Origin of the sequence: Anaerostipes sp., assembly GCF_018381315.1 — a bacterium.
Taxonomy (GTDB): Bacteria; Bacillota; Clostridia; order Lachnospirales; family Lachnospiraceae; genus Anaerostipes.
The window spans coordinates 233,845-257,002 of the sequence record NZ_JAGZSD010000002.1 but is presented as its reverse complement, the minus strand read 5'-3'; the positions used below and the strand labels follow the sequence as shown (position 1 = coordinate 257,002).

The 23,158-nt window shown below is 44.8% G+C and carries 20 protein-coding genes; 3 read left to right on the top strand and 17 right to left on the bottom strand.

The annotated features are described in order from the left end of the window. Positions 1 to 153: 153 nt before the first annotated feature. The 15 genes from KH180_RS02475 to KH180_RS02405 form a co-directional block, all read right to left on the bottom strand. The gene (locus tag KH180_RS02475) at positions 154 to 1,269 is read right to left on the bottom strand and encodes an RNA polymerase sigma factor (RefSeq protein WP_290756033.1); all 1,116 of its coding nucleotides are present in this window, start codon (positions 1,267 to 1,269) and stop codon (positions 154 to 156) included. A 118-nt stretch (positions 1,270 to 1,387) separates the two neighbouring features. Then, on the bottom strand, positions 1,388 to 3,073 hold the full coding sequence (locus KH180_RS02470) for a S8 family peptidase (protein ID WP_290756031.1): 1,686 nt from the start codon (positions 3,071 to 3,073) through the stop codon (positions 1,388 to 1,390). 42 nt (positions 3,074 to 3,115) lie between these two features. Continuing rightward, positions 3,116 to 3,610 carry a gamma carbonic anhydrase family protein gene (locus tag KH180_RS02465; protein WP_290756029.1) on the bottom strand — a complete coding sequence of 165 codons (495 nt, stop codon included), beginning with the start codon at positions 3,608 to 3,610 and terminating at the stop codon, positions 3,116 to 3,118. 11 nt (positions 3,611 to 3,621) lie between these two features. Beyond that, the gene (locus KH180_RS02460; protein WP_290756027.1) at positions 3,622 to 5,577 is read right to left on the bottom strand and encodes a fructose-1,6-bisphosphatase; all 1,956 of its coding nucleotides are present in this window, start codon (positions 5,575 to 5,577) and stop codon (positions 3,622 to 3,624) included. Positions 5,578 to 5,713: 136 nt separating this feature from the next. Beyond that, positions 5,714 to 7,123, bottom strand: coding sequence for an ATP-dependent Clp protease ATP-binding subunit ClpX (gene clpX, locus KH180_RS02455; protein ID WP_290756025.1), 1,410 nt, complete (start codon positions 7,121 to 7,123; stop codon positions 5,714 to 5,716). 71 nt (positions 7,124 to 7,194) lie between these two features. Beyond that, the gene (gene pdxR, locus KH180_RS02450; RefSeq protein ID WP_290756024.1) at positions 7,195 to 8,601 is read right to left on the bottom strand and encodes a MocR-like pyridoxine biosynthesis transcription factor PdxR; all 1,407 of its coding nucleotides are present in this window, start codon (positions 8,599 to 8,601) and stop codon (positions 7,195 to 7,197) included. A gap of 20 nt (positions 8,602 to 8,621) precedes the next feature. Continuing rightward, positions 8,622 to 9,392 carry a peptidylprolyl isomerase gene (locus KH180_RS02445; RefSeq protein ID WP_290756023.1) on the bottom strand — a complete coding sequence of 257 codons (771 nt, stop codon included), beginning with the start codon at positions 9,390 to 9,392 and terminating at the stop codon, positions 8,622 to 8,624. 14 nt (positions 9,393 to 9,406) lie between these two features. Then, on the bottom strand, positions 9,407 to 10,396 hold the full coding sequence (locus tag KH180_RS02440; RefSeq protein ID WP_290756021.1) for a Gfo/Idh/MocA family protein: 990 nt from the start codon (positions 10,394 to 10,396) through the stop codon (positions 9,407 to 9,409). A gap of 102 nt (positions 10,397 to 10,498) precedes the next feature. After that, positions 10,499 to 12,337, bottom strand: coding sequence for an ABC transporter ATP-binding protein (locus tag KH180_RS02435; RefSeq protein WP_290756020.1), 1,839 nt, complete (start codon positions 12,335 to 12,337; stop codon positions 10,499 to 10,501). After that, complete coding sequence (locus KH180_RS02430; protein ID WP_290756018.1) at positions 12,330 to 14,498, bottom strand: ABC transporter ATP-binding protein; 2,169 nt, start codon at positions 14,496 to 14,498, stop codon at positions 12,330 to 12,332. The genes KH180_RS02435 and KH180_RS02430 overlap by 8 nt, the downstream gene beginning before the upstream one ends. Positions 14,499 to 14,516: 18 nt before the next feature. Beyond that, complete coding sequence (locus KH180_RS02425; protein ID WP_290756016.1) at positions 14,517 to 14,978, bottom strand: MarR family winged helix-turn-helix transcriptional regulator; 462 nt, start codon at positions 14,976 to 14,978, stop codon at positions 14,517 to 14,519. Positions 14,979 to 15,098: 120 nt separating this feature from the next. Next, positions 15,099 to 16,010 (bottom strand): alpha/beta hydrolase, encoded by a 912-nt coding sequence (locus tag KH180_RS02420; protein ID WP_290756014.1) that lies wholly within the window; start codon positions 16,008 to 16,010, stop codon positions 15,099 to 15,101. Positions 16,011 to 16,027: 17 nt separating this feature from the next. Next, a complete protein-coding gene (locus KH180_RS02415) occupies positions 16,028 to 16,699 on the bottom strand; it encodes a DUF6320 domain-containing protein (RefSeq protein ID WP_290756012.1) in 672 nt (223 codons plus the stop codon). Beyond that, positions 16,686 to 17,972, bottom strand: a complete 1,287-nt coding sequence (locus KH180_RS02410) for a hypothetical protein (protein ID WP_290756010.1) — start codon at positions 17,970 to 17,972, stop codon at positions 16,686 to 16,688. The genes KH180_RS02415 and KH180_RS02410 overlap by 14 nt, the downstream gene beginning before the upstream one ends. A gap of 66 nt (positions 17,973 to 18,038) precedes the next feature. Continuing rightward, positions 18,039 to 18,545, bottom strand: coding sequence for an SEC-C metal-binding domain-containing protein (locus tag KH180_RS02405; RefSeq protein WP_290756008.1), 507 nt, complete (start codon positions 18,543 to 18,545; stop codon positions 18,039 to 18,041). A 631-nt stretch (positions 18,546 to 19,176) separates the two neighbouring features. Between KH180_RS02405 and KH180_RS02400 the strand changes: the two genes are divergently transcribed. Together KH180_RS02400 and KH180_RS02395 are read left to right on the top strand one after the other, a co-directional pair. Next, positions 19,177 to 19,923: a tyrosine-protein phosphatase gene (locus tag KH180_RS02400; protein ID WP_290756006.1), complete on the top strand. Its 747-nt coding sequence runs from the start codon at positions 19,177 to 19,179 to the stop codon at positions 19,921 to 19,923. Next, positions 19,920 to 20,105 carry a hypothetical protein gene (locus tag KH180_RS02395; RefSeq protein WP_290756004.1) on the top strand — a complete coding sequence of 62 codons (186 nt, stop codon included), beginning with the start codon at positions 19,920 to 19,922 and terminating at the stop codon, positions 20,103 to 20,105. Before KH180_RS02400 ends, KH180_RS02395 begins: the two co-directional genes overlap by 4 nt. A gap of 43 nt (positions 20,106 to 20,148) precedes the next feature. Here the strand turns inward: KH180_RS02395 and KH180_RS02390 are convergent, their stop codons facing one another. Beyond that, entirely contained in the window at positions 20,149 to 21,015 is an 867-nt protein-coding gene (locus KH180_RS02390; protein WP_290756002.1) for an aldo/keto reductase, read from the bottom strand. Between the two features lie 3 nt (positions 21,016 to 21,018). Then, positions 21,019 to 22,338: a replication-associated recombination protein A gene (locus tag KH180_RS02385; protein WP_290756000.1), complete on the bottom strand. Its 1,320-nt coding sequence runs from the start codon at positions 22,336 to 22,338 to the stop codon at positions 21,019 to 21,021. Between the two features lie 162 nt (positions 22,339 to 22,500). Here KH180_RS02385 and KH180_RS02380 point away from each other — a divergent pair, with 162 nt between their 5' ends. Further along, positions 22,501 to 23,142 carry a VTC domain-containing protein gene (locus tag KH180_RS02380; protein WP_290755998.1) on the top strand — a complete coding sequence of 214 codons (642 nt, stop codon included), beginning with the start codon at positions 22,501 to 22,503 and terminating at the stop codon, positions 23,140 to 23,142. Positions 23,143 to 23,158 lie beyond the last annotated feature (16 nt).

The following is a 23,158-nucleotide window of genomic DNA, read 5'->3' as shown; positions in this document are numbered from 1 at the left end:
TCCAGATTTTCTTTTTCTGCATGATTCTTTTCCCCCTTCTGAGTTTTCTATAATATCTTCTATGTCAGGCAGTTTTATCGTAATGTCTTTAAGGACCAGTCCCCTCTCTAAAGGTTAGAATTTATACAAAAAAATAAGAAACTAAAAAGTTTCTTATTTTTTCATTCTTGTAAGCCTGTAAATCCGCTGCTTTCCTTCTGTATCAGTCAAATGCAGGATAAAGTTTTTTTTCTGGACAGGAAAATATATGACCTGGTTTTCAGGATCATATCCTGTCATAAAGATCCGGTTCCCATTCTCTGTTTCTATGTAGGTATTCCGGTAATCTACATCTCCCTGCACATGTGCTGTCAGCCGTTTTAGCTTTTTGTCTTCCTTCAGCACCTTCATATATACCGGATTGATTCTTTTCTTTTGTACAGGTTTTGGTTTAGGAATCTTGATTCCTTTTAATACCTCAGCTTCCAGCTTGACTTCCGGGGTCTGCACAGACACAAAATTACGGGACGGCAGAGGTTTGTCTTTCATCAGTATCATGCCCGCAGCTCCGGCCCCGGTAACTGCTAAAGTTCCAGCCAGTATTTTCTTTGCCAAAAGAAGATGTTTCGCTGAATCTGTTTTCCCCATACCTGCCAGTGAACTGCGCAGTACCGGATACAGAGAAAAGAATCCAAAACTTCTGAGCCCCAAAGCTTCTCTGTCTTCTGCCGGAAGTGACTCAACCTGCTTTTTCAGATTTTTTCTTCCGTGGTAAAGAAGATTTTTTACTGCATTCTCATTGCATCCGAGTATCTCTCCGACCTCTTTCATCTTCAGCTGCTGCAGCACATTTAAAATAATGGCTGCTCTCTGTTTCTCAGGAAGTCTCTGAATACACTCATGTAATATATGTTTTTTTTCATCTTTCAGAACAATATCCTGAGGCTGTTCACTCTGATCCAGCAGGTTCTTAATATGCTCTACCTTTTCATCGCCGATGCTGGTTTCCTTCTGCCGGCGGACGTATTTCAGGCAGCAGTGGTAAACAATCTGCCTGTGCCATGCATAAAAAGCCATATTGTCCTTTAAAGACGGCAGAAAACGATAGACTTCCAGATAGATTTCCTGTATAACATCATCCACTTCGCTGTAATTGTTGCAAAAATTTGTAACAAAAACCCGTGTCATCTCATATGTAGCATGGTACAGGTGCTCAAAAGCCTGTTCATCCCCGCCCTTTGCCCTCTCGACGAAAGGACACAGTTTTTCATAGATATTTTCTCTCTCCATGTTCTTTATAACTCCTATGTGTACTGATTGTTACTATAAATTAATTATCCCGGAAACACAATGGCAAAAAAAGGAAGACAAAACAGCAGTATTCCTGCAAAATTGCCTTCCCAGCCGTTTAACGGATTCTTAAAAAAGTCTGATAAATATCTACCGCTCCGAATCCCCACTCTCTGTTAGGATACGTTCTGTCCGGGTCCCGTCTGGCTCCGCGGATCAAATAATTTTTCATTCTCAGAGTATTGAGAATCAAATCATTCCCCCTTACTGATCCCCACTCCATCATAAGAGCTGCAAGTCCTGCAACCACAGCACCTGAGATGCTGGCCCCTGTTTTCAAGCCGAATCTTCCTCTGGGCAGAACTCCGATGACATTCACTCCAGGTGCCGCAAAGTCCGGCTGAACCGTCATGGTTCTCGGAAATCCGCGGCCGCTCTCAATGTAAAAGCTGTTGTTGCTCTGATTATAGGTGGACGGCGTCATCACAGGAGCCGCATTTCCGGGAGCTGTCAGCGTATTATAAGGCGTGGATTCCAAAAAATAGGTCTCATCTGATATAAAATTTCGGATAGGAAGCCACATATCAAATTCTCTGTTCCCTACATTTTCATCCGTCACATAAATCTTCCAGACTCCTTCTGCCGGAGACCTGAATCTCATTCGGATAAACGGTGATCCTGTTGACAGGTCAATCGTAAAATAATCTACTGCCAGACTTGTATTTTCCAGAAGAAACGTAATGTCTCTTCTTCCCTTATAGCCTCCCGAGATCGTTCCTGTTCTTTGGCCTGAAGGCGACTCAATATCCACAAAAAACTGATTCGGCTGGAATCCCCATAGTTCTGCTGTAAACCCATATTCATTGGGACCGACCCTGATCTCTGCTGCAACTTCCCCGTCGGTCAGATTTCCCGCGTAGTGATGCTTTGCCTGCCCTTCATTTCCTCCGCACACTACAACTGCAATTCCCGGCTGAGAGGCCAGTGAAGAAATCTGTCTGGCCAAAGGGGAGGTCCCGGTATGGGATGAAAGATTGGTACCAAGCCCCAGATAAATAACAAGCGGCATGGAAAGGTCATCTGCTTTCTCCAGTACATAACGGATGGCCAGCATGATATCCGGTTCTGCATACACCTCCCTGGAGGGCTCAATACAATAGTATTCCTTCAGGTAATTTTTTGCCTGTTTAAGTTTGACAACTACCAGCTGTGCTGCCGGGGCAATACCTGAAAAATTTTCCTCCTGCACCTCATTGCCGGCAATCATGCCCGCAAGAAACGTACCATGACCCGATGTATCCTCGCTTGGAACACTCTCCCGGGGGTTTTCTGTCTGCAGTGCATTATCAATCTGTTCTTTCGTATATTCGGTTCCATATCCATATGGCTCCGGAGGATTCTCTCCCTGTATGGTCTGGTCCCAGATATACTGTATCTTTGTCGTCCGGTTTCCCAGCTGAAAGACCGGATTCGTATAATCAATCCCTGTGTCTATGACAGCCGCCAGAACTCCCTGCCCGGTCAGTTCAAGCCCGGAACGTCTAACCTGCGCTGCTCCGGTTTCCTCCAGCACCTGGGTGTCCATAAGACCGTAGCACCTGGGAATCGCATTCCCCGAAAAATCATCAATCGGAGAAGAAATTGCTTCCTTCCGATTGACATAAACAATCGCATACTGGAAATTAACCTGTGTAATACAGTCTGTTTTATAGAAATCCCGGAGTTCCTCCGTACTGGTCCTGAATCCGGATATAAAATCGTGGTAATTCTCATCGACTGCTACACCAACGCAATCATTCGGCATAAACGTCCCCCAAAAATCATTCTGCTACATAAATATGAATATTTATTTGGGATTATGTGTCTTTTTCTCTATCAGATGATTTTGCGCGGTTTCCACATAGTACCGGCTGCTCTCTTTGATATGCCGGATTTCTTCTTCTGACACAGGGCGGACAACCTTTGCAGGACGCCCGAATGCAAGACTTCCGTCCGGTATCACTGTCCCTTCCGTCACCAGGCTTCCTGCCCCGATAAAACAGTGTCTGCCTATCAAAGCCCCGTTCATGATAATGCTTCCCATGCCGATCATGGACTCATCCCCTATGGTGCAGCCATGAAGAATGGTATTGTGTCCTACGGTTACCCGTTCTCCGACAAGGACCGGATGTCCTTCCTCTACGTGAACCGTACAGTTCTCCTGAATATTTGTCTCTCTTCCGATCCGGATACTGTTTTCGTCTCCCCTGACTACAGAGGAAAACCAGACAGAAACTCCGTCTCCTAATTCCACATCCCCTATAACGGCTGCTGTCGGTGCCTGATAATATATCTTTTTCATGTGTCTGCTCCTTATATTCTCTCTGAAATTTCACCTTTTCGATATGCCGTCACAAGACAGCCCAGATCTTTGATGCTTTCTTTGATCCGCTTTCCATTGTCCGTATCTCCGACCCTTTTTCTTCGAATCACTTTTTTAGACAGAACCGTATCTGAATGAATATCTGTCTCTTCCCTGATAACAGCATCTCTCGACTTAAAAGGTTCATGGGCTACCAGTTTGATTCCATAGGAATTGGAAACCAGCGTATAACCTGCAATTCCCGTTTTCTTCTGGTAGGCTTTTGAAAAGCCTCCGTCTATGATGAACAGCTTGCCTTTGCATTTGATAGGGCTCTCGCCGTCTTTTACTGCTACAGGCATATGGCCATTGACGACATGTCCTTTCATTCCGTCTGCGTCAAACTCCTCCAGTATCTGGTATAAAACTGCTTCTTCCTCAATCAGATGATAATAATAATCCTTTGTCTCCTTCTTCAGATCTGCGTCATCAACAAAATAGCGTTCAAACGTTGCCATCTTGTCTTTTCCATATACCGGCGAATTTTCATTAGACCATATGTACCACATAATGTCCTGACCATATTTTCTCTTTGGGGAATTTTCCTGCTCAAAATATCCCTGGCGGACATAGTGCTCCAGCACATCATAGAGGGCTTTGCCCGCATACTTTTTTCCGTTGACTTTTACCTGCCGGAAACTGCCGTCAGCGTTCAGCGGGACACAGCCATGGTAAAGCACCATGTCATTGTAGGTAAGATACATACTCCCCTTTGAGAAAAGAAACCGCACATGCTCCTGCAGATGGGCACAGTATTTGAAGGAAGTGACCAAATGTTCCATGACATACTCTTCTTCTTTGGTAAGCTGGTACGGATTCTCAGGATCTATGGTCGGAAAATGTGTGTCTTTCAGAGGATAGTCCGTCTCCTGGATACAAATCGTCCCCTTGTCATAATCAATTTTATCCAAAAGAAGCCGATCATCCATACAAAAGTCAGGTCTTCTCTTAATCAGCTGACCTTCCAGCTTAAACTGAATCACAGCGATGGCCTTGTGCATTTTTTTATTAAGATCCAGCTCTCTTACATCCTCTTCCTGCACATCCCCGGAAACCCTGAACAGATCACACTGGTCATCTTTGTAGCAGTCCAAAGCAAACCGGGCCAGAGGAATCAGATTGATCCCGTATCCGTTTTCCAGCGTATCCAGATTATTATATCTTGCGCTGATCCTGACTACATTGGCGATGCACGCTCCGTGTCCGGCCGCTGCTCCCATCCAGAGAATGTCATGGTTCCCCCACTGAATATCCAGAGAATGATAGTCCATGAGGCAGTCCATAATACGGTGCGCTCCCGGTCCTCTGTCGTAGATATCCCCGATCACATGGAGATGGTCAATGGTAAGTCTCTGGATCAGGTGTCCTAAAGCTGCGATCAATTCCCTGACCTGGCCTGTCTTCACTATGGTCTCTATGATCTGGTCAAAATATTCCTCTTTGTCCAGCATCCCATGCTCCGTGATTAATTCCTCCATAATGTAGGCAAACACCGGGGGCATCGCTTTTCTTACCTTCGATCTTGTATATTTGCTGGCAGCCAGCTTTGCCATTAAAATCAGACGGATCAGAGTCGTCCGGTACCAGGAATCCAGCTCTTCTTCTGTCAATTCTTCCTCCATCAGGTCCATCTTCTGTTCCGGATAATAGATGACAGAAGCCAGATTCTTTTTCTCTTTCATACTCAAAATATTGCCGAACTGGTCATCAATCTTACCGCGGATCGCCCCTGAACCATTTCTCAATATATGGCTGAATTTCTCATACTCTCCGTGCAGATCAGAGACGAAATGCTCTGTCCCTTTGGGCAGATTTAAGATAGCCTGCAGATTAATAATTTCTGCAGAAGCTGCAGAAATATTCGGATACTGCTTGGATAACTCTTTCAGATACTTCAATTCATTCATACACAATCCTCCATAAAATATGATTCTCTTATCTGCTGATCCATCACTCTTTGAGGGGGTTCTTCATTACATAGAGGATTCGGAAGGAATTTTCTATGTAATAAAAAGCCAGATCCTTTGATCCGGCTTTTTATCTTTATTGTCCCCGCAGTTCGATCACCGGCGTACCATGATTCTGAATATAATCCCTGTTGATAATCACTCTTCCGATCGTATCATCTTTTGGAATCTCAAACATAATATCCAGCATAAATTTCTCAATGATCGCCCTCAGTGCACGGGCGCCGGTTTTCTTTTCCAAGGCTTTCTCGGCGATGGCTTCCAGCGCGCTGTCATCGAAGACCAGCTCTACCTCATCCAGCTCCAAAAGCTTCTGATACTGCTTTAAAATGGCATTTTTCGGTTCTTTTAAGATGCGAACCAGCATCTCCTTTGAGAGTCCTTCCAAGGTGAACACCATAGGCAGCCTTCCCAAAAATTCAGGAATCATGCCGTACTCTCTCAGATCGTCCACAGTAACCCTGGACAGAATATTCTCATCTTTATCAAACTTATCCTTCAGGTCTGCATGGAAACCGATGGATGTCTGCTTCATCAGACGTTTTTTAATAATGTCATCCAGATCCGGGAAAGCCCCGCCGCAGATAAACAAAATATTCTTTGTATTGATGGTTGTCATCGGCACCATGGCATTTTTGTTGGTAGCACCTACCGGCACTTCTACTTCTGCACCCTCTAAAAGCTTGAGAAGCCCCTGCTGCACTGATTCACCGCTGACATCACGGCTGTTGGTATTCTGCTTCTTCGCAATCTTATCAATCTCATCAATGAAGATGATGCCATGCTCTGCCTCATCCACGTCATTGTCTGCAGCCTGCAGAAGCTTGGACAGTACGCTCTCCACATCGTCACCGATATAGCCTGCTTCTGTCAGGGAGGTGGCATCTGTGATGGCAAGCGGCACTTCAAGAAGCCTGGCCAATGTCTTGACCAGATATGTCTTTCCGGAGCCTGTAGGCCCGACCATCAGCATGTTGGATTTGTCAATCTCAATCTCTTCCATAGTGTTGGTCACCACACGCTTATAATGGTTGTAGACTGCCACAGACATAACCTTTTTTGCATAATCCTGCCCGATAACATACTCATCCAGCATAGCTTTGATCTTGTGTGGTGCCGGAATTTCCCTAAGGTCTAACTCCTTTTTTTCTTTCTTTTTTTTCTTTTTCTCTTTCTTTTTTACTGCCTGCTGCGGCGGCTCCTGCATATTTTCCATCAGACGTGTCAGGTCCATATTGTTCAGATCCATGTTGGAAGCATCGATAAAACTGAACTGCCCGTTTCCCATGCTGTCCATAGTCCTCTGCATACAGTCAACACAAATATGGATATCCTTAGGCAGCGTAATCATCTTTCCTGTAACGGATTCCGGCCTGCGGCATAAATAACAGTAATGCTCCACATTGTGCAGGTCATCCTTATCCTCCGGAGTCTCTGCGGGGACCTCTTTTTCTTCTAATTCTGTATCATTTATTTCTTCAGACATTTATTGTACCTCATTTCTTTGTCAAATAGACGTAATGCCGGCTAAAGATGCTGTGCTCTGCAAATAAAAACTCACACCGGACGTCTTTTGGCCAGTCCGTATACTTCCCGGACGGCCTCCAGCCCTTTTATCATATCTTCTTTCTGCATTTTCGTAAAGCCTAAAATGTACTGCTCTTCTTTGGGACAGCCCTCAATGTAATACATCGAAAGAGGATAAATTTTCACTCCTCTTTTCAGCAGCTCTTCTTCAAACCACTCTGTATCCCTGATCTGAAAGTCCACGCGTACATGAAGTCCTGCCCCTGCCCCATATACTGTGATCCGGCTGTCAATTTCCTTAAGCTTCTGGATCAGCAGATCGTGTTTTTCTTTATATACATTTCTCATCCTGTTCTGGTGCCGTTCAAAATGACCCTCTGACAAAAAATAGGTCAGCACTCTCTGGTCGATCCTCGATACGGCACAGGAAAAATTTCCTGCTGTTTTCTTATAAGCAGCAATCAGGCTTTTGGGCAGCACCATATATCCGATCCTGATAGCCGGGGCAATAGCTTTTGAAAAGGTTCCGAGGTAAATGACTTTTCCGCTCTCGTCGATTCCCTGCAGAGCAGGAATCGGTTTGCCGTAATACCGGAATTCGCTGTCATAGTCATCCTCGATAATATACCGTCCTTCTTTTTCCCTGGCCCATTTCATCAGCCGGCTCCTTCTTCCTATTGGAAGCACCACACCGGTAGGGTACTGGTGGGCCGGCGTTACATATACAAGATCCGCTCCGCTTTGCTCCAATTCCGAAACCTTCAGCCCCTCCTCATCCATATTGACCGGAAGAATCCTGAAGCCCAGTTCCCGGATCGTGCGGTATGCATTCAGATATGCCGGATTTTCCATAGCCATCACCTGATCTTTGCCCAGGGTCAGTCTCAGAAGAAATAATAGATTCTCAATGCCTGCGCCTATGATAATCTGGCCGGCAGATACGTGGACACCCCGGGACTGTCTCAGGTAATACATTATGGCACGGCGCAGTTCCATATCGCCTTGATTTTCTCCCTTTTGAAATAGCTCACTGTTATCGTCCATCATAACTTCCCTGAGCAGTTTCCTCCACACATTATAAGGAAACAGGGACATGTCAACTCCCACCGGCGAGAAATCATATGGAGCTGTTTCTTCTTCCGCTGCCGGTTCTTCGTCTTCCGTCTCCACTGGAATATCCAGTGAAGCCAGGTCTTCCACCTGGCAGACAAAATATCCCCGTTTGGGCTTGGCTTCGATATAGCCTTCTGCAGTGAGCTGTCCATATGCCAGATCAATGGTATTCCGGCTTAAATCCATGTGCTTTGCCAGCCTTCTGGTAGACGGAAGCTTTGATCCGCAGGGCAGAGCCCCGCTTCGTATTTCATCCCGGATATAGGCATAAATCTGCCTGTACAGCGGTTCTTTTTTTGTATGATCCAGTCCGATGGTAAGCATCTGTCCCTCCCGGCGGTGTTCTAGTAATTCTTTACTGTAATCTTTTCAATGACAATATCTTTTTTCGGCTTATTTTCAGCCTTTGCATCTGAGACTGTCTGGGCCTGTGCAATCTTATCCAGGACATCATATCCGTCATATAACTGCCCGAATACTGTATAATCCCCGGTTAAGGACGGATATCCGCCCTGATCCTTAAACAGCTTTCTCTGGCTTTCTGTCAGTTCCACAGGTGAAGAATCCAGCATATCATCGGTAACCTCACGGTTCTGTACTACAAAAAACTGGCTTCCGTTGGTATCCGGTCCCGCATTTGCCATACATAAGGCACCTCTTACCGGAATCAGCGTATCTGAAGTCTCATTCTTAAACTCTTTTCCCCAGATGCTTGATCCGCCTTTTCCTGTTCCTGTAGGATCTCCTCCCTGGATCATAAAGTCTTTGATAACCCTGTGAAAAATAATCCCGTCATAATAGCCGTTGGATGCCAGAGTTAAAAAGTTTTTCACTGCCAAAGGAGAATCCTTCAGGAAAAACTTGAACTTCATTGTCCCATAGCCCTTTACCTTCACAATGGCAACCGTCTCTCCCTTGGATGGTTCCCCGATCTGAACGGTCTTCTTTGCCCCATTGATCTTAATCTCTTTATATTTGCTTAACACCTCTGCCTCTGTGGACGTCTGGGCCGTCGTTTTTGCTTTTTCTGTTTTTTCCTGTTTTTTTGCAGTCTGGCATGCAGAAAGTGCGAACATTACGAAAACCAGCCCTCCTGCAATCAGTTTTTTCTTCATAAAAATCTGCTCCTTTACTGTTCTCTGATTTTGTCTGCCGGAAACACAATTCCAGTCTGCCGTCTGACCTCATCTATGATCTTCATCTCCATAACAGAAGCCTCCAGATATGGATGATCTGTCTGCTTTGCCTCAATCAGGTTTATAAATGTCTTTGTCTCATAAATCATCGGGTTGGAACGGCTTTCAAACTCCAGAACTTCTTCTGTTCCGTCATTGTAAAGTATCCTGATCTGCATTGGGTTCGGGCACTCGGAAATAATCATGCAGCCCTTTTCCCCCTGGATTTGAGTTGGCAGCTTGGAATTTGTAATCTTTGAATAGATAACTTCCGCCTGCTTATCCCCATAAGATGCAATGATAGATCCCGCTCCGTCTGCACCATTTTCCAAAAATACTGCATCTGCCAATATTTTCTCAGGCATTCCAAACAGCGCTGCCAGAAAATGAACGCAGTATACTCCGATGTCCATGACCGCACCATTGGAAAGCTCCGGCTTAAATGCATTTTCTATAATCCCGTTCTTAAAATTATCATAGCGGGAAGAATACTGGCAGTATTGAATCGTTGCACGGCGTACGGCGCCCAGCTTTGGAAGATGTTCCATCATTGCTTTGAATCCCGGTGTATGTACAGATTTCATCGCCTCCATAAATACCACCTGATTATCTCTGGCTGCCTGGATCATCAGTTCCAGTTCTGTCAGGTTTGATGCCACCGGTTTCTCACACAGAACATGCTTTTTATGATTCAGCATCATCATTGTGTGTTTAAAATGGCAGTATGTGGGACTTGCCACATAGACCGCATCGATCTCAGGGTCCTTTGCCAGCTCCTCATAGCTGTCATATACCTTGTCCACCCCGTATTTGGCCGCAAACTCTTTTCCTTTTTCCATAGTCCTTGAATAGACCGCTGTAAGCTCGATCTCATCCAATTCCCGGACTCCCTCCATCAGCCAATCTGTGATAAAGTTCGTTCCTATACATGCTAAACGTACCATGATTCCCTCCTTGTGATAAATGCAATTTAGCCTCTGGCACGCCGGTGCAAAATGCACCGGCGGTACCGGAGGCCTTCAGGACCGGAAGGTATTGTATCCCTTCTAGTCTGCTGTTTCAAACTGACTGTTATAAAGGTTCGCATAGAAGCCGCCTTTGGCAAGCAGCTGCTCATGATTCCCCTGTTCTACGATGTCCCCGTGATTCATAACGAGGATCACATCAGCATCTTTAATTGTTGAAAGACGATGGGCGATGACAAAGCTGGTCCTGCCTTCCATAAGGTTATCCATAGCCTTCTGAATCCGCTCCTCTGTCCTTGTATCGACAGAGCTGGTGGCTTCATCCAGGATCAGGATCTTCGGATCTGCCAGAATCGCTCTTGCAATGGTCAGAAGCTGTTTCTGTCCCTGGGAAATATTATTGCTCTCCTCATTTATTATCATATCATAACCTTTCGGCTGTGTCTCGATAAAATGATGGGCAAATGCAGCTCTGGCCGCTCCCTGGATCTCTTCTTCACTGGCGTCCAGCTTTCCGTACCGTATATTGTCACGGACGGAGGCATTGTAAAGCCATGTATCCTGCAGTACCATGCCGAACATCTGCCTGATGTCACTTCTTTTGAAATCTCTCACATCGTGTCCGTCTATCTTAATAGATCCGCCGTTCACATCATAAAATCTCATCAAAAGCTTGATCAGCGTAGTTTTTCCTGCACCGGTAGGACCTACAATGGCGATCTTCTGCCCTTCCTTCACTTCTACAGAGAAGTCATGGATAATGGTCTGGTTTTTATTGTATCCAAAGGATACATTCTCAAAGGATACATTTCCTTCCAGCGAAGCCACATCCACAGGATTTTCTGTTACTTCCTCTTCTTCTTCCTCTTCCAGGAATTCAAAGACACGCTCTGCCGAAGCTGCTGTGGTCTGCATCATATTGCCGACCTGGGCCAGCTGAGTGATAGGCTGGGTAAAGTTTCTCACATACTGGATGAAAGACTGGATCTGTCCGACTTCAATGGTATTCTTAATCGCCAGAAATCCGCCCAGAATTGCCACAACCACATACCCTAAGTTGCCCACAAACTGCATCAGAGGCATCATCGCTCCTGAAAAGAACTGGGACCTCCATGCAGAATTATATAATTTTCCGTTGACTTTTTCAAACTCTTCCACAACACTTTTTTCTTTATTAAACACTTTTACAATGTTGTGTCCGCTGTAGATCTCTTCCACCTGGCCGTTGACTTCTCCCAGCAGTGCCTGCTGTGCCTGGAAATAAGGCTGGGATTTTTTCATAATCGCTCCGATCAGCAGAAAAGACAGCGGGAGGATCAGAACAACTGCGATGGTCATCGGGATACTGATCCGTATCATCATCACAAACACTCCGATGATTGTAGCCACGGAAGTGATAATCTGTGTCATACTCTGATTCAAACTCTGTCCAAGAGTATCCACATCATTTGTAATCCTTGACAATACTTCCCCAAAGGTTCTGCTCTCAAAATATTTCATCGGCATTCTGTGAATCTTCTCAGAAATATCTTTTCTCATCTGGTAGGTAGTATTGTTTGACACATGGGTCATAATCAGTCCCTGCAGGAATGAAAAAGCCGCAGATGTCAGGTACAGTCCGAGAAGCATTATCAGAATACTCCTGATTTTGCTGAAATCTATACTTCCGGTTCCCTGGACTTTTTTTACCAGGCCATTAAAAATTTCCGTTGTGGCATTTCCCAAAATGGTAGGCCCCACAATATTAAACACGGTACTGGCTATGGCAAATAATATAACAAAAGCGACAGCTCCGTAATAACGTTTCATGTACTTTAAAAGCTTTTTGATCGTCCCTTTGAAGTCTTTTGCTTTTTCACCGCCGCCCTGTATGGGGCCATGCCCCATTCTTCTTACTGGTCTTTTTGCCTCATTACTCATGTTCTGACACCTCCCTCGCTTTTGCAAAATCATCTTCTGATAACTGGGATTTTGCAATCTGTAAGTAGACCGGACATGATTCCAGCAATTCTTCGTGAGTACCTGTTCCGACAACACGGCCTTCGTCTAAAACAACAATCTGATCTGCGTGCAGGATGGTGCTGATTCTCTGCGCTACGATCAACGTCGTACTGCCTGCAGTTTCTCTGCCAAGTGCCTGCCGGAGAGTTACATCTGTTTTATAATCAAGTGCTGAAAAGCTGTCATCAAAAATGTAAATTTCCGGATCTTTTGCAATGGCCCTGGCGATAGAAAGCCTCTGCTTCTGTCCTCCGGAAACATTGGATCCTCCCTGGGCAATCGGTGCCTCGTATCCCTCTTTCTTCTCTTCAATGAAGTCTGTGGCCTGGGCAATCCTTGCCGCTTTTTTCACCTGTTCTTCTGTTGCATCTTCTTTTCCATAGCGCAGATTAGAATCAATGGTTCCGGAGAACAAGACACCTTTCTGCGGTACATATCCAAGTCTGTCTCTCAGGTCTGACTGTTTTACATCGCGGATATCCACTCCGTCTATGAGAATCCTTCCCTCTGTCACATCAAAAAACCTTGGAATCAGATTGATCAATGTAGATTTTCCGCTTCCGGTGCTTCCGATAAACGCTGTGGTCTTGCCGGAAGGCGCTGTAAAACTGATATCGTGGAGAATGTCCTCGTCTGCATCAGGATAGCGGAACGTCACATGATCAAATTCCACTACTCCCTTTTTCTCTCTTAAAAATTCTTTTGGCTGTTCCGGGTCTTTGATCATCACTTCGGTGTCCAGAATCTCATTGACACGCTCTGCAGCAACCTGAGCCCTCGGCATCATAATAGACACCATGGATATGAACAAGAAGGACATAATAATCTGCATTGCATACTGGATGAATGCCATCAGATCTCCTACCTGCATTCTTCCCATATCAATATTGTCAGCTCCCACATAGACGATCAGTACTGTAAGGCCGTTCATAATCAGCATCATCAGCGGCATCATAAACGTCATGGCTCTGTTGACAAACAGGTTGGTCTTCATAAGGTTCTTATTGGCATTATCAAATCTTTCTTCTTCATGCTTTTCTGTACTGAATGCACGGATAACCGGGAGTCCTGTCAGAATCTCTCTGGAAACCAGATTCAGCCTGTCAATCAGCTTTTGTAAAGATTTGAATTTCGGCATTGCTACTGTAAACAGTACTAAGATTACGGTCATGATTGCCACAACTCCGATAGCAATGGTCCAAGTCATGTTTACATTAGTCTTCAGTACTTTATAAATACCTCCAAGACCCATCAGAGGCGCAAATACCACGATACGGAACATCATGGTCACGAACATCTGAATCTGCTGAATGTCATTTGTACTTCTGGTAATCAAAGAGGCTGTAGAAAATTTATCAAACTCTGAGTTTGTAAAATCCATGACCTTTTTGAAAATATGGTCTCTCAGGATACGGCTCAGTCTGGCTGCAAGCTTTGCTGATAAAAGCACAACAGTTACTGCCACAGCCATAGCCAGCAGTGCAAGCCCTACCATGATTGCTCCGGTCTTTAACATGTAATTGGTCTGAATCTGGTCCAGATCCAGTCCCATGGCTTTATACTCAGCTTTTACAAAGGAAATGGCTGCCTGGCTGATAATACTGTCCGGCATGTCATCAATGCTCTTGCCTTTAAATTTCTGAGCCATCTTTGCACTTTCTTTACTGCTCTGTCCGCTCTGCTGCATCATTTTCATTTCCAGCATCAACATTGGTTTGGACAGGATCTTATCAAGTTCCTCCCTCTCCTTTTTGCTGATGTTCTTTTTCACATAGAGGCGGCCTTTTTTATAGGAGTCATAATCTGAGTTCTTCACCTGATCTTTGGTGTACAGCTCATAGGCATCCTTAACTTTCTTTGCATCCTTTTGTTTCATCATTCCGTTCAGTGCCTGCATTGTCTCTTCACGCATGGCGTCAGGAACTGCATCCTCAATTCCGCCCTGCTGGATTCCGACGTTGACGATATCGGACGTATAGGTCGGGATCGTCAGTTCACAGCTGACCTGCACACATAAAAGCAGAACAATACATGCAATTGGGATATATGCTTTTTTTAAATATCGGAATATTTTCAGCATGTTGTCTCCTTTCTACGACTATTCCTTACATTTACAAGTTCCCATTTCCAAATCAACTAACTTCTCCAGCCCCTCATAAAATTTTGTGAGCAGACGGAACAGTTCATCCTTCTCCTCTTCCGTAAAGGTCTTCATAACTTCATCTTTGATTTCAACGGCAGCTCCGGAGATTTTTTCGTAAATCCGGCGTCCGTGTACCGTGAGATACACAAGGCTCCTTCTCTGATCTTCCGGGTCCTGCTTTCTGATGACAAACTCTTTCTTCTCAAGCCTGCGGATCATCACATTAATGGTAGAAGGCTTAATCCCCAATTTATCTGCAATTTCCTTCTGGGTCACCCCTTCTCTTTTATAAAGACTGGTAATCAGCGGCATTTGCCCCGGATGGAGATCGGCCTCTTTTAAATAGGCAAACCCGATTGCAAAATTTTTATGGTTTATCTTCAGCAGCAAATGATAAATGCCGTCATCTTCATACATGATTTCTCCTTTCAAGATAAATTAGTTGTCTAATCATTAGTTGACTAATCGCTATCATAGCACAGTGCAATTTAAAATACAAGAACTGATTTGTGAATATTTCGTGATCTCTTTGCCGGACTATTTGCCCAGGGTCTTTTTGAAGTATGCCCGGATCTCTCTCCATGCGGCTTTGCTCTCAGGAAACAGCCCCATTGCCAGCTGGAACACATGGAACATGTCAGGATAAATACTGTTTCTCACAGAAACCCCGCTTTCTTTTGCCTTCCTGGCCGCTCTCAAAGTGTCATCCAGCAGCACTTCCCTGCCGCCCGCCTGAAAGAGCATGGGAGGAAACCCGTGAAAATCTCCGAACAGCGGAGAAATATATGGATTCCTCACATCATGGTCTCCCGGATATAAAGAATTGTATATCATCGTTGCTTTGGATCTGCCGAACAGGGGATCTCTTCCATAGTTATACTTAAGGCTCTCTCCGCTTAAAGTCAAATCGGTCCATGGAGACATCAGTATAAAACCTCCGGGCATAGGAAGACCATGGTCCTTCAGGTACAGCCCAAGAGCCAGCGCAAGGCCCCCTCCTGCAGAATCTCCTGCCACAACAATCTTTTTCGGATCATATCCCTGCTGACCCAGAAGCCAGCGGTAAGCAGAAACCGCATCTTCCAATGCAGCAGGAAACGGATGCTCCGGCACAACTCTGTAATCAGGAGATAGCACACTTCCTCCCCCGCTGCAGACAGAATACTGAACAGCTGCCCTGCGGTAAGCATTTCTCAGAGTACCGATATATCCGCCGCCGTGAAGCTGCAGCACTGCCGTGTCATTCCTGTCTTGCTTCGGTGAAAGAAATTCCATCCGGAACTCTCCCCCTGAAAGCTTTTCATTTGTATATCCTCTGGGGCATCTCCACTGGTATTCATCCGGATTCTGATGTCCCATTCCTGTTGCATAGGACCTGCCCCTGGGTGTTGCTGTAAGTCCTCTGATGCATTGAACCGCCATCTGTCCGCGTAAACTTGCTCGTTTCATTGTATGCTCCTTCCATATCAGGTGTGAAATCTTCTGGCCAGCTCATTTTTCCCTTTTTTATTTCCCGCTGCAAGAATAATAAAAACAGTCAGCACAGAAATTCCGCAGGAGATCAATGCCACCAGCGGCTGCTCAAAAAGTCCGAACAGATACAAAATAACCGGTATCAGACTCAATGCTGCAATAAATATCAGATACATAAGATAACTGTACCACGTCTTTCTGTTGACCAGAACCAGGACTACCATGGCCAGATCCGCTGTCAGGATCAGCCCCGGAATCACGTAAGCCACAGACCATCCCTCATATCCGATGACATAGTCAATAACAAATACAAGGATGCCTCCGCCGATCACTTCCACAACAATCTTGGCAGCAAGATTTCTCCTGTTTACGATAGAGTAAGATACAGTCATCATCAGATATAAAATACTTGCCATGACAATCACAGACCATAAAAATCCATTATATGTAATATAATTAATGATTCCCATCAGCACTGCGATCATACCGAGCAGTATAAAAAATATATTTTTAATTCCGTACAGCCTCTCTCTGTCTTCTTCCGGGTCAGGGTACATTCTCTCCGGCCGGAACTCTTTCCCGTCGTCACTGAGTACTCTGTTGCAGAGCGGGCATGTCATTGTATTATCCAGGACTTCCACCTGGCAGCTTTTACACCTTTTCATTGATTACCCCATTGCTTTCTATCGATACTTTGATTCCTTCTCTGGTCAGATTCCTGAAAAACGCTTTCTGCAGATAGCTTTCCTGAAATACAGATGTAAAAGTAATGACCGCCTGATCCTGATAGCTTAACATGGCACATTTAATCTCCTGGGTCTTAAATACCCCCATCATTACATGGAACTTCTCTATCTCCGCCTCGTACTCTTTCAGCACTTTTATCTGGCCCAGATTGGATAAGGTTGTGGTGGCCGATTTACTGGAACGCCTGAATGTATAGCTGAGCCCCAGATTCTTCATAAATAAAGGAAGCACCCGGATGAGCCGGTTCTTCTCTGCTGATACATTATACGCCAGCACGTCCTCGATCTTTTCCTTTGTGATCTTTTCATCCATCTGCCGGCTGACTTCAGAAAGTATCTCCTGAAACGTGTGGCCGTCTCCCTTCGATAAAAACTCGATCATGGTCACTGCAAAAAAATTGCTTGTTGTACTGGAGTCAAAAAATGCCCGCAGATTTACCGGCAGATTGATGCAGACAGGATTTTCCTCTTTCTGCTTATTCATGTATTCCTCATAGATGCTGTAGATCATCACTGCTGTCAGATACTTGGTAACACTGACGCCATACTTTCTGCATACCTTCTTCAAATCTCCGATGCTGACGTATCCGTGAATGACGCTGATTGCAGCTCCGTACAGCTTTCTGCCTTTGATCTGGTATGCCTTTTTTGTACTGTAGCTCTTTCCCTTTTTCTTCCTGTAGTGCTTTATATAACTGTCTTCCTGATCAAGAATACATTCCTCACTAGGAACATATTTTTTTACCTTATGGACACCCCGGCTTCTGCAGAGATCTATATAACGGTAAGTCAGCTCTTTCAAAAAAGTAACTGCACCCATACCGTCTGAGACAGCATGGAAAACTTCCAGATTGATCCGTCTGCGGTAATAGGAAACTCGAAACAAGAACTTTCTTCTCCCATGGGGATCTATATAACGGCATGGATACTCTGTCTCATCTTCCACCTCCGGCCTGTTTTTGTTTTCTTCAAAATAAAACCAGAAAAATCCTCTCCGAAGACGAACCCTGAACACATCAAACCAGGGCAGAATATCCTCCAGCGCTCTCTGAAGGAGCTCAGGCCTAATTTCCTCTTTCAGCGTGGCCGAAATACGGTAGACATGGCTGATCTCCTTGTTTGCAATGACCGGAAACAGCTGTGCCGTATTGTCCAGCTTTCTCCAGGCGATATGATCTTCTCTCTTTTTCATATTTTTACCTTCCTAAAACAAAAAGCTGCCAATCTTGATTGACAACTTTTCCGGCGTTATAATCTCTTATGCATTTCTTCCACAGCACTTTTTATATTTCTTACCGCTTCCGCAGGGACAAGGATCATTTCTTCCGATCTTTTCACCTTTAACGACCGTTGTGGATGACTTTTGTTCCTTGTATAACTCTTTCCTTCTTTCCTCCGGCAGGATATCATCCCACTGCTCCAGCTCATACAGCCATTCTGCGCGGCATGCTACCATGTTATAGTAGAGCTTTTCAAAATCAATATCCAAAGATACCTCTGTATCCTCTTCCATCTCTTCGATTGGATTCGGAGTCTTCAGACTGTCATTGATCCCATCCAGGAATCCTACGAAAAACTGGAGTTCTGTCTCAAACTTTTCAGCCAGCTCTTTTACAGTTCCTTTTTCTACAGAGTCTTTATCAGATAATAATTTTACATAAATTTCTTTTTCAATGCCGAAATAAGAAAGCCAGAACTGCTGTCCTTCCTTTGTACGGTCGTCAAACTTATATGCGTAGTCACGCCATTCCTGTAGTAATCCCATGATTTATCCATCCTTTAATTGATTTTATTGCTTTCGTGATACTTATGATACTATAACAAATTTAATAAAATTTTTCAATCTGTGAATAAAAAAAATTACAGAGGACATACTGTTAATGTCTAATCGACAGATTAGATTACTTATCCTCCCCTTGACATGCAGGAAGCTTTGGGTTACAGAGCTTTCTGCATGTTTTTTTATGTATGAGTTTTTCTTCACTATCTCCAGTCGGCTCTGGAAAGGCCTCCTTCCGACAGTGAAGAAAAACTTATCTCTAAAAGAAACCTTCTGTTTTATGGCTGCCCTTCTCCAGCAGACATTACGTCCATTTTGACCAGTTCGGAGGCCTTGCATTCGAAGGGATGTTAGTTTTTTGAGGCTGTTTGAGCGTAAGCGAGTTCCGAACGGGCCGCCGGAGAAGCTTGGCTGAAAGTTAGAAAATCTTACATTCCTGAGACAGCAAGCCGGAGAACCGGTCAAAATGTCATACCCACAGGGCACACCGCATTTTATATCCTTCGGATGAGCGTGCTCCGCACGATAAGGTATAGAAATCTAAAACACCTCTTGTATCTTCTTCTGCTTCCCATTAAAATAGAAGCAGCAACTATATTGTGCAGGAGGTTATCAATTGAATTTTATACCATTAAAAAGAATCTGTTTAAACCATGCATTTAATATCAGGGATTTGGGCGGACTTGAAACAATGGATGGTTCCCTTATCCGCTGGAACCGTCTGTACCGCGGCGACTGTCTGGCTTTCCTCACTCCGGATGAGTGGTCGAAGCTTGAAAACTGCGGAATTGTTTCTGTTATTGACCTTCGAAGCAAATCTGAGACACTTCTGATGAAAGATCAGATACCGCAGACTATGGAGTATTTCCACTGCCCTCTTCAGGAGGATGAGATTGATTTCTCAAATGCCGCAGAATCTGCATCCAAGGCCTTCACAAAAAGCCTGGCTGACGGATATCAGAAAATTCTGTCTGACAGCCCTGATCTGCTTGCAGCTGCAGTAAAAACCGTCATTCAATGTCTGGAAAAAGGCGGAGTCTTATTTCACTGTACCGCGGGAAAAGACCGGACAGGTGTCCTTGCTGCTGTCCTCTTAACTCTTCTTGGTGCGGCCAGAGAGGATATCATTGCAGACTACCAGGTTTCCTTCACCTACAACGAACAGGGTATCAACAAGGCTGCTGCTGGTCTGCCCGATTATCAGGCAATGCTGCCGATGCTGCGCTCAGACGCCGAAACCATAGAACAGCTCCTTCAATGTTTTGAGAAATTTGACCTTGGATCCCATCTCATACAGCATGGACTTGATGCCGCTGACCTGGATCATTTAAAAGACCTGGCTCTGGAAAGGATATCTCTATGAAACAGACAACAAAACGAATTCTTTCCATTCTTGTCATTCTTTCCATCCTTCTGGTAATAGGCCTCACTCTGTTTTGTGCATTTACCGGAAACCGGGCATTTTTTGGCATGCTGGCACTGATGTTTTTTTATCCGCTGCTGCTGTGGGTGCTTATTTTCCTTTATAAAAAAGGACAAAAATAAAGACAGAGGGTACTTCTTAATTTCCGGAAGAACCCTCTGTCTTTTAAAATCCGACGACTTGTTTTGTTCTCGGGATGTTTGGCTCATCCCCGATCATGCCATAAGATCTGAGTGTGGCGATCTCCTCCATATCTTCCTTGGATATTTCAAAGTCAAATACATCGGCATTGCCTTTGATCCTCTCCATGTTCGACGCCTTCGGAAGCGGTACCACCCCTTTCTGCATGATCCATCTGATGCAGATCTGTGCAATGGTCCGATCATACTTTTGGGCCATCTTCTTTAACAATTCCCTTTTAAATGCCTGTCCCTGAATCAGCGGGCTCCAGGCCTCTGCCACGATGCCGTTTTCCTTACAGTAGGCTGTCATTTCCTCCTGGGGATGCTGCGGGTGAAGCTGCACCTGGTTGACCATGGGCATGATCTCTGCATGTTTCCTTAAAATCTCCAGATGCTCAATCATAAAATTGCTCACACCGATGGCTCTGATCTTACCAGCTTTATAGAGGTCTTCAAAAGCTCTCCATGTGTCTAATATGTCCTGCTCATAATCGTCTTTATGTTCAATGACAACCGGCCAGTGGATCAGATAGAGATCCAGATATTCTAGACCCATCTGGCTGAGAGTCCTTTCAAAAGATGTTTTGGCTGATTCATATCCATGATCTGCGTTGGGCAGCTTGCTTGTAATAAACAGCTCTTCTCTCGGCACCCCGCTCTCCCGGATCCCTTTTCCCACTCCTGCCTCATTGGCGTAAGCTGCTGCCCCGTCAATATGACGGTAGCCTGCCTGAATGGCCATTTTTACACTCTCGCAGACTGTATCATCCGGGGACTTCCATGTCCCGAATCCGATACAGGGAATCTTGACCCCGTTGCTCAGCAGGTATCCGTCCTGTAAATTTTCCATGATTTATTCCTCCCTTAAACCGTCTAAGTACTTTTTGATGTATTTCTCATATCCATTTTCTGTAGGTTCATAAAACACTGTCCCTGAAAGCTCGTCCGGCAGATACTGCTGTTTTACATAATGTCCCGGGTAATCATGAGCATACTGGTACCCGATGCCTCTTCCCAGTTTTGATGCCCCTTTGTAGTGGGAATCTCTCAGATGGTTGGGAACCATCCCGTTCTTTTTCTGTCTCACGGCGTTCAGCGCTTTGTCTACAGCCATATAAGCTGCATTGCTCTTAGGCGCACCTGCCACATAGGTCACTGCCTGAGCCAGAATAATCCGGGCTTCCGGAAGTCCGATCCGTTCCACGGCCTGGGATGCCGCCACTGCTACCTGCAACGCCTGGGGATCTGCATTTCCTACATCCTCGGATGCGCAGATCATGATTCTGCGGGCAATAAACGTAACGCTCTCTCCTGCATCGATCATCCGGGCCAGATAATAAACTGCCGCATCAGGATCTGATCCTCTCATACTTTTGATAAATGCCGAGATAATATCGTAGTGGTTGTCTCCGCCTTTGTCATACCGCATAACCCGCTTCTGGATACATTCCTGGGCCACATCAATGCCGATCTCGATAGCTCCGTCTTCTCCCGGCTGTGTAGTGAGAATTCCAAGCTCAATGGCATTGAGTGCACTTCTGGCATCTCCCTCCGCCATATCCGACAGAAAATCCAAAGCTTCATCTGTAATCTTTGCCCCGTAGATTCCCATGCCCTTTTCGTCATCCGTCACGGCTCTTATGAGCAGTTTCTTGATATCCTCCGCCTCCAGAGACTTAAGTTCAAAGACATTGGACCGGGAAATCAAAGCCTGATTCACCTCAAAATACGGATTTTCTGTAGTCGCACCGATCAAAATAATCGTTCCGTCCTCCACAAAAGGCAGCAGATAATCCTGCTGTGCCTTATTAAACCTGTGAATCTCGTCGATAAACAGGATAGTTTTCTTCTGGAACATCCCCAGAGCTTCCTTGGCCTCCTTCACTGCCTCCTGCATTTCTTTCTTGCCGGATGTGGTGGCATTCATCTGAACAAAATTGGCCTGGGTTGTATGGGCAATCACTCTTGCCAGCGTTGTCTTCCCCGTACCCGGCGGTCCGTAAAAAATAATAGAACTGAGTTTATCAGCCTGGATTGCCCGGTAAAGAAGCTTGTCCTTTCCTATAATATGCTCCTGTCCCACGACTTCATCAAGGGATTCCGGCCGCATTCTCCCGGCCAGCGGAGCTTCTTTCCTGCTGTTTTTCTGTCTTGCATAATCAAATAAATCCATAGCTCCTCCTTTTTGGTAATCTTAACATAGGGAACAATGAAAATCCACGCAAATTTAAGACTTTTTTTAGAAATAAGTCATGATTTTATAGGCACGATTTGATATAATATCACTAGTATATTGATAGGAAACAATAAACCAAAACTGCGTATTGGAGTTAATATGGGTAAAATATTAGTAGAAAAGCTTTCTTATACTGAAGTGAACAAGAACATAAGCCAGGCAGAATACGAAAAGATCCAGGAAGAATATCTGCTGTCTGCATCCCCTGAGAAGTACATGATCAGCATGCCGGTAAGAGTACTGATGTTTGAAGGGGTGGAAAAGGAACCCAATATCCGCTATTATATCTACGAAGAAGATCATACAAACTTTTTCTTCATACAGAATCAGACCAGCGGACATGTGGCCAATAAGACGAAGTTTTCTCTGACCCAGGATGAAGTACAGAAGATATTAAACGGTGATTATCATTTTCTGCTGGAAAGTGATGAGCCGGCGATGAATTCTCTGTATTTCCAGTTCACGATCAATAAGCTTCATCCAACCTATAAAAAGGAGTGCACCAGAAAGATCTTTCACCAGAATCGGTTTTTAGACATTGTGATTGATATTTCCATTAAGAGGACACCGTTTGAAGGCTCTGATTTCTTTTCTCCCCAGAAGCTTTACGCTCAGAAGACATCTTCTCTCAGGTGCCATACAAGACAGTACCTGACATTGTCCAAACCTATATCCTCTCTGCTGAAATACAATGAACAGCTGTTACATAACCAGGCGGGAAATGCCAACGCCGGCCGGTGACCCATAAAGATACAAA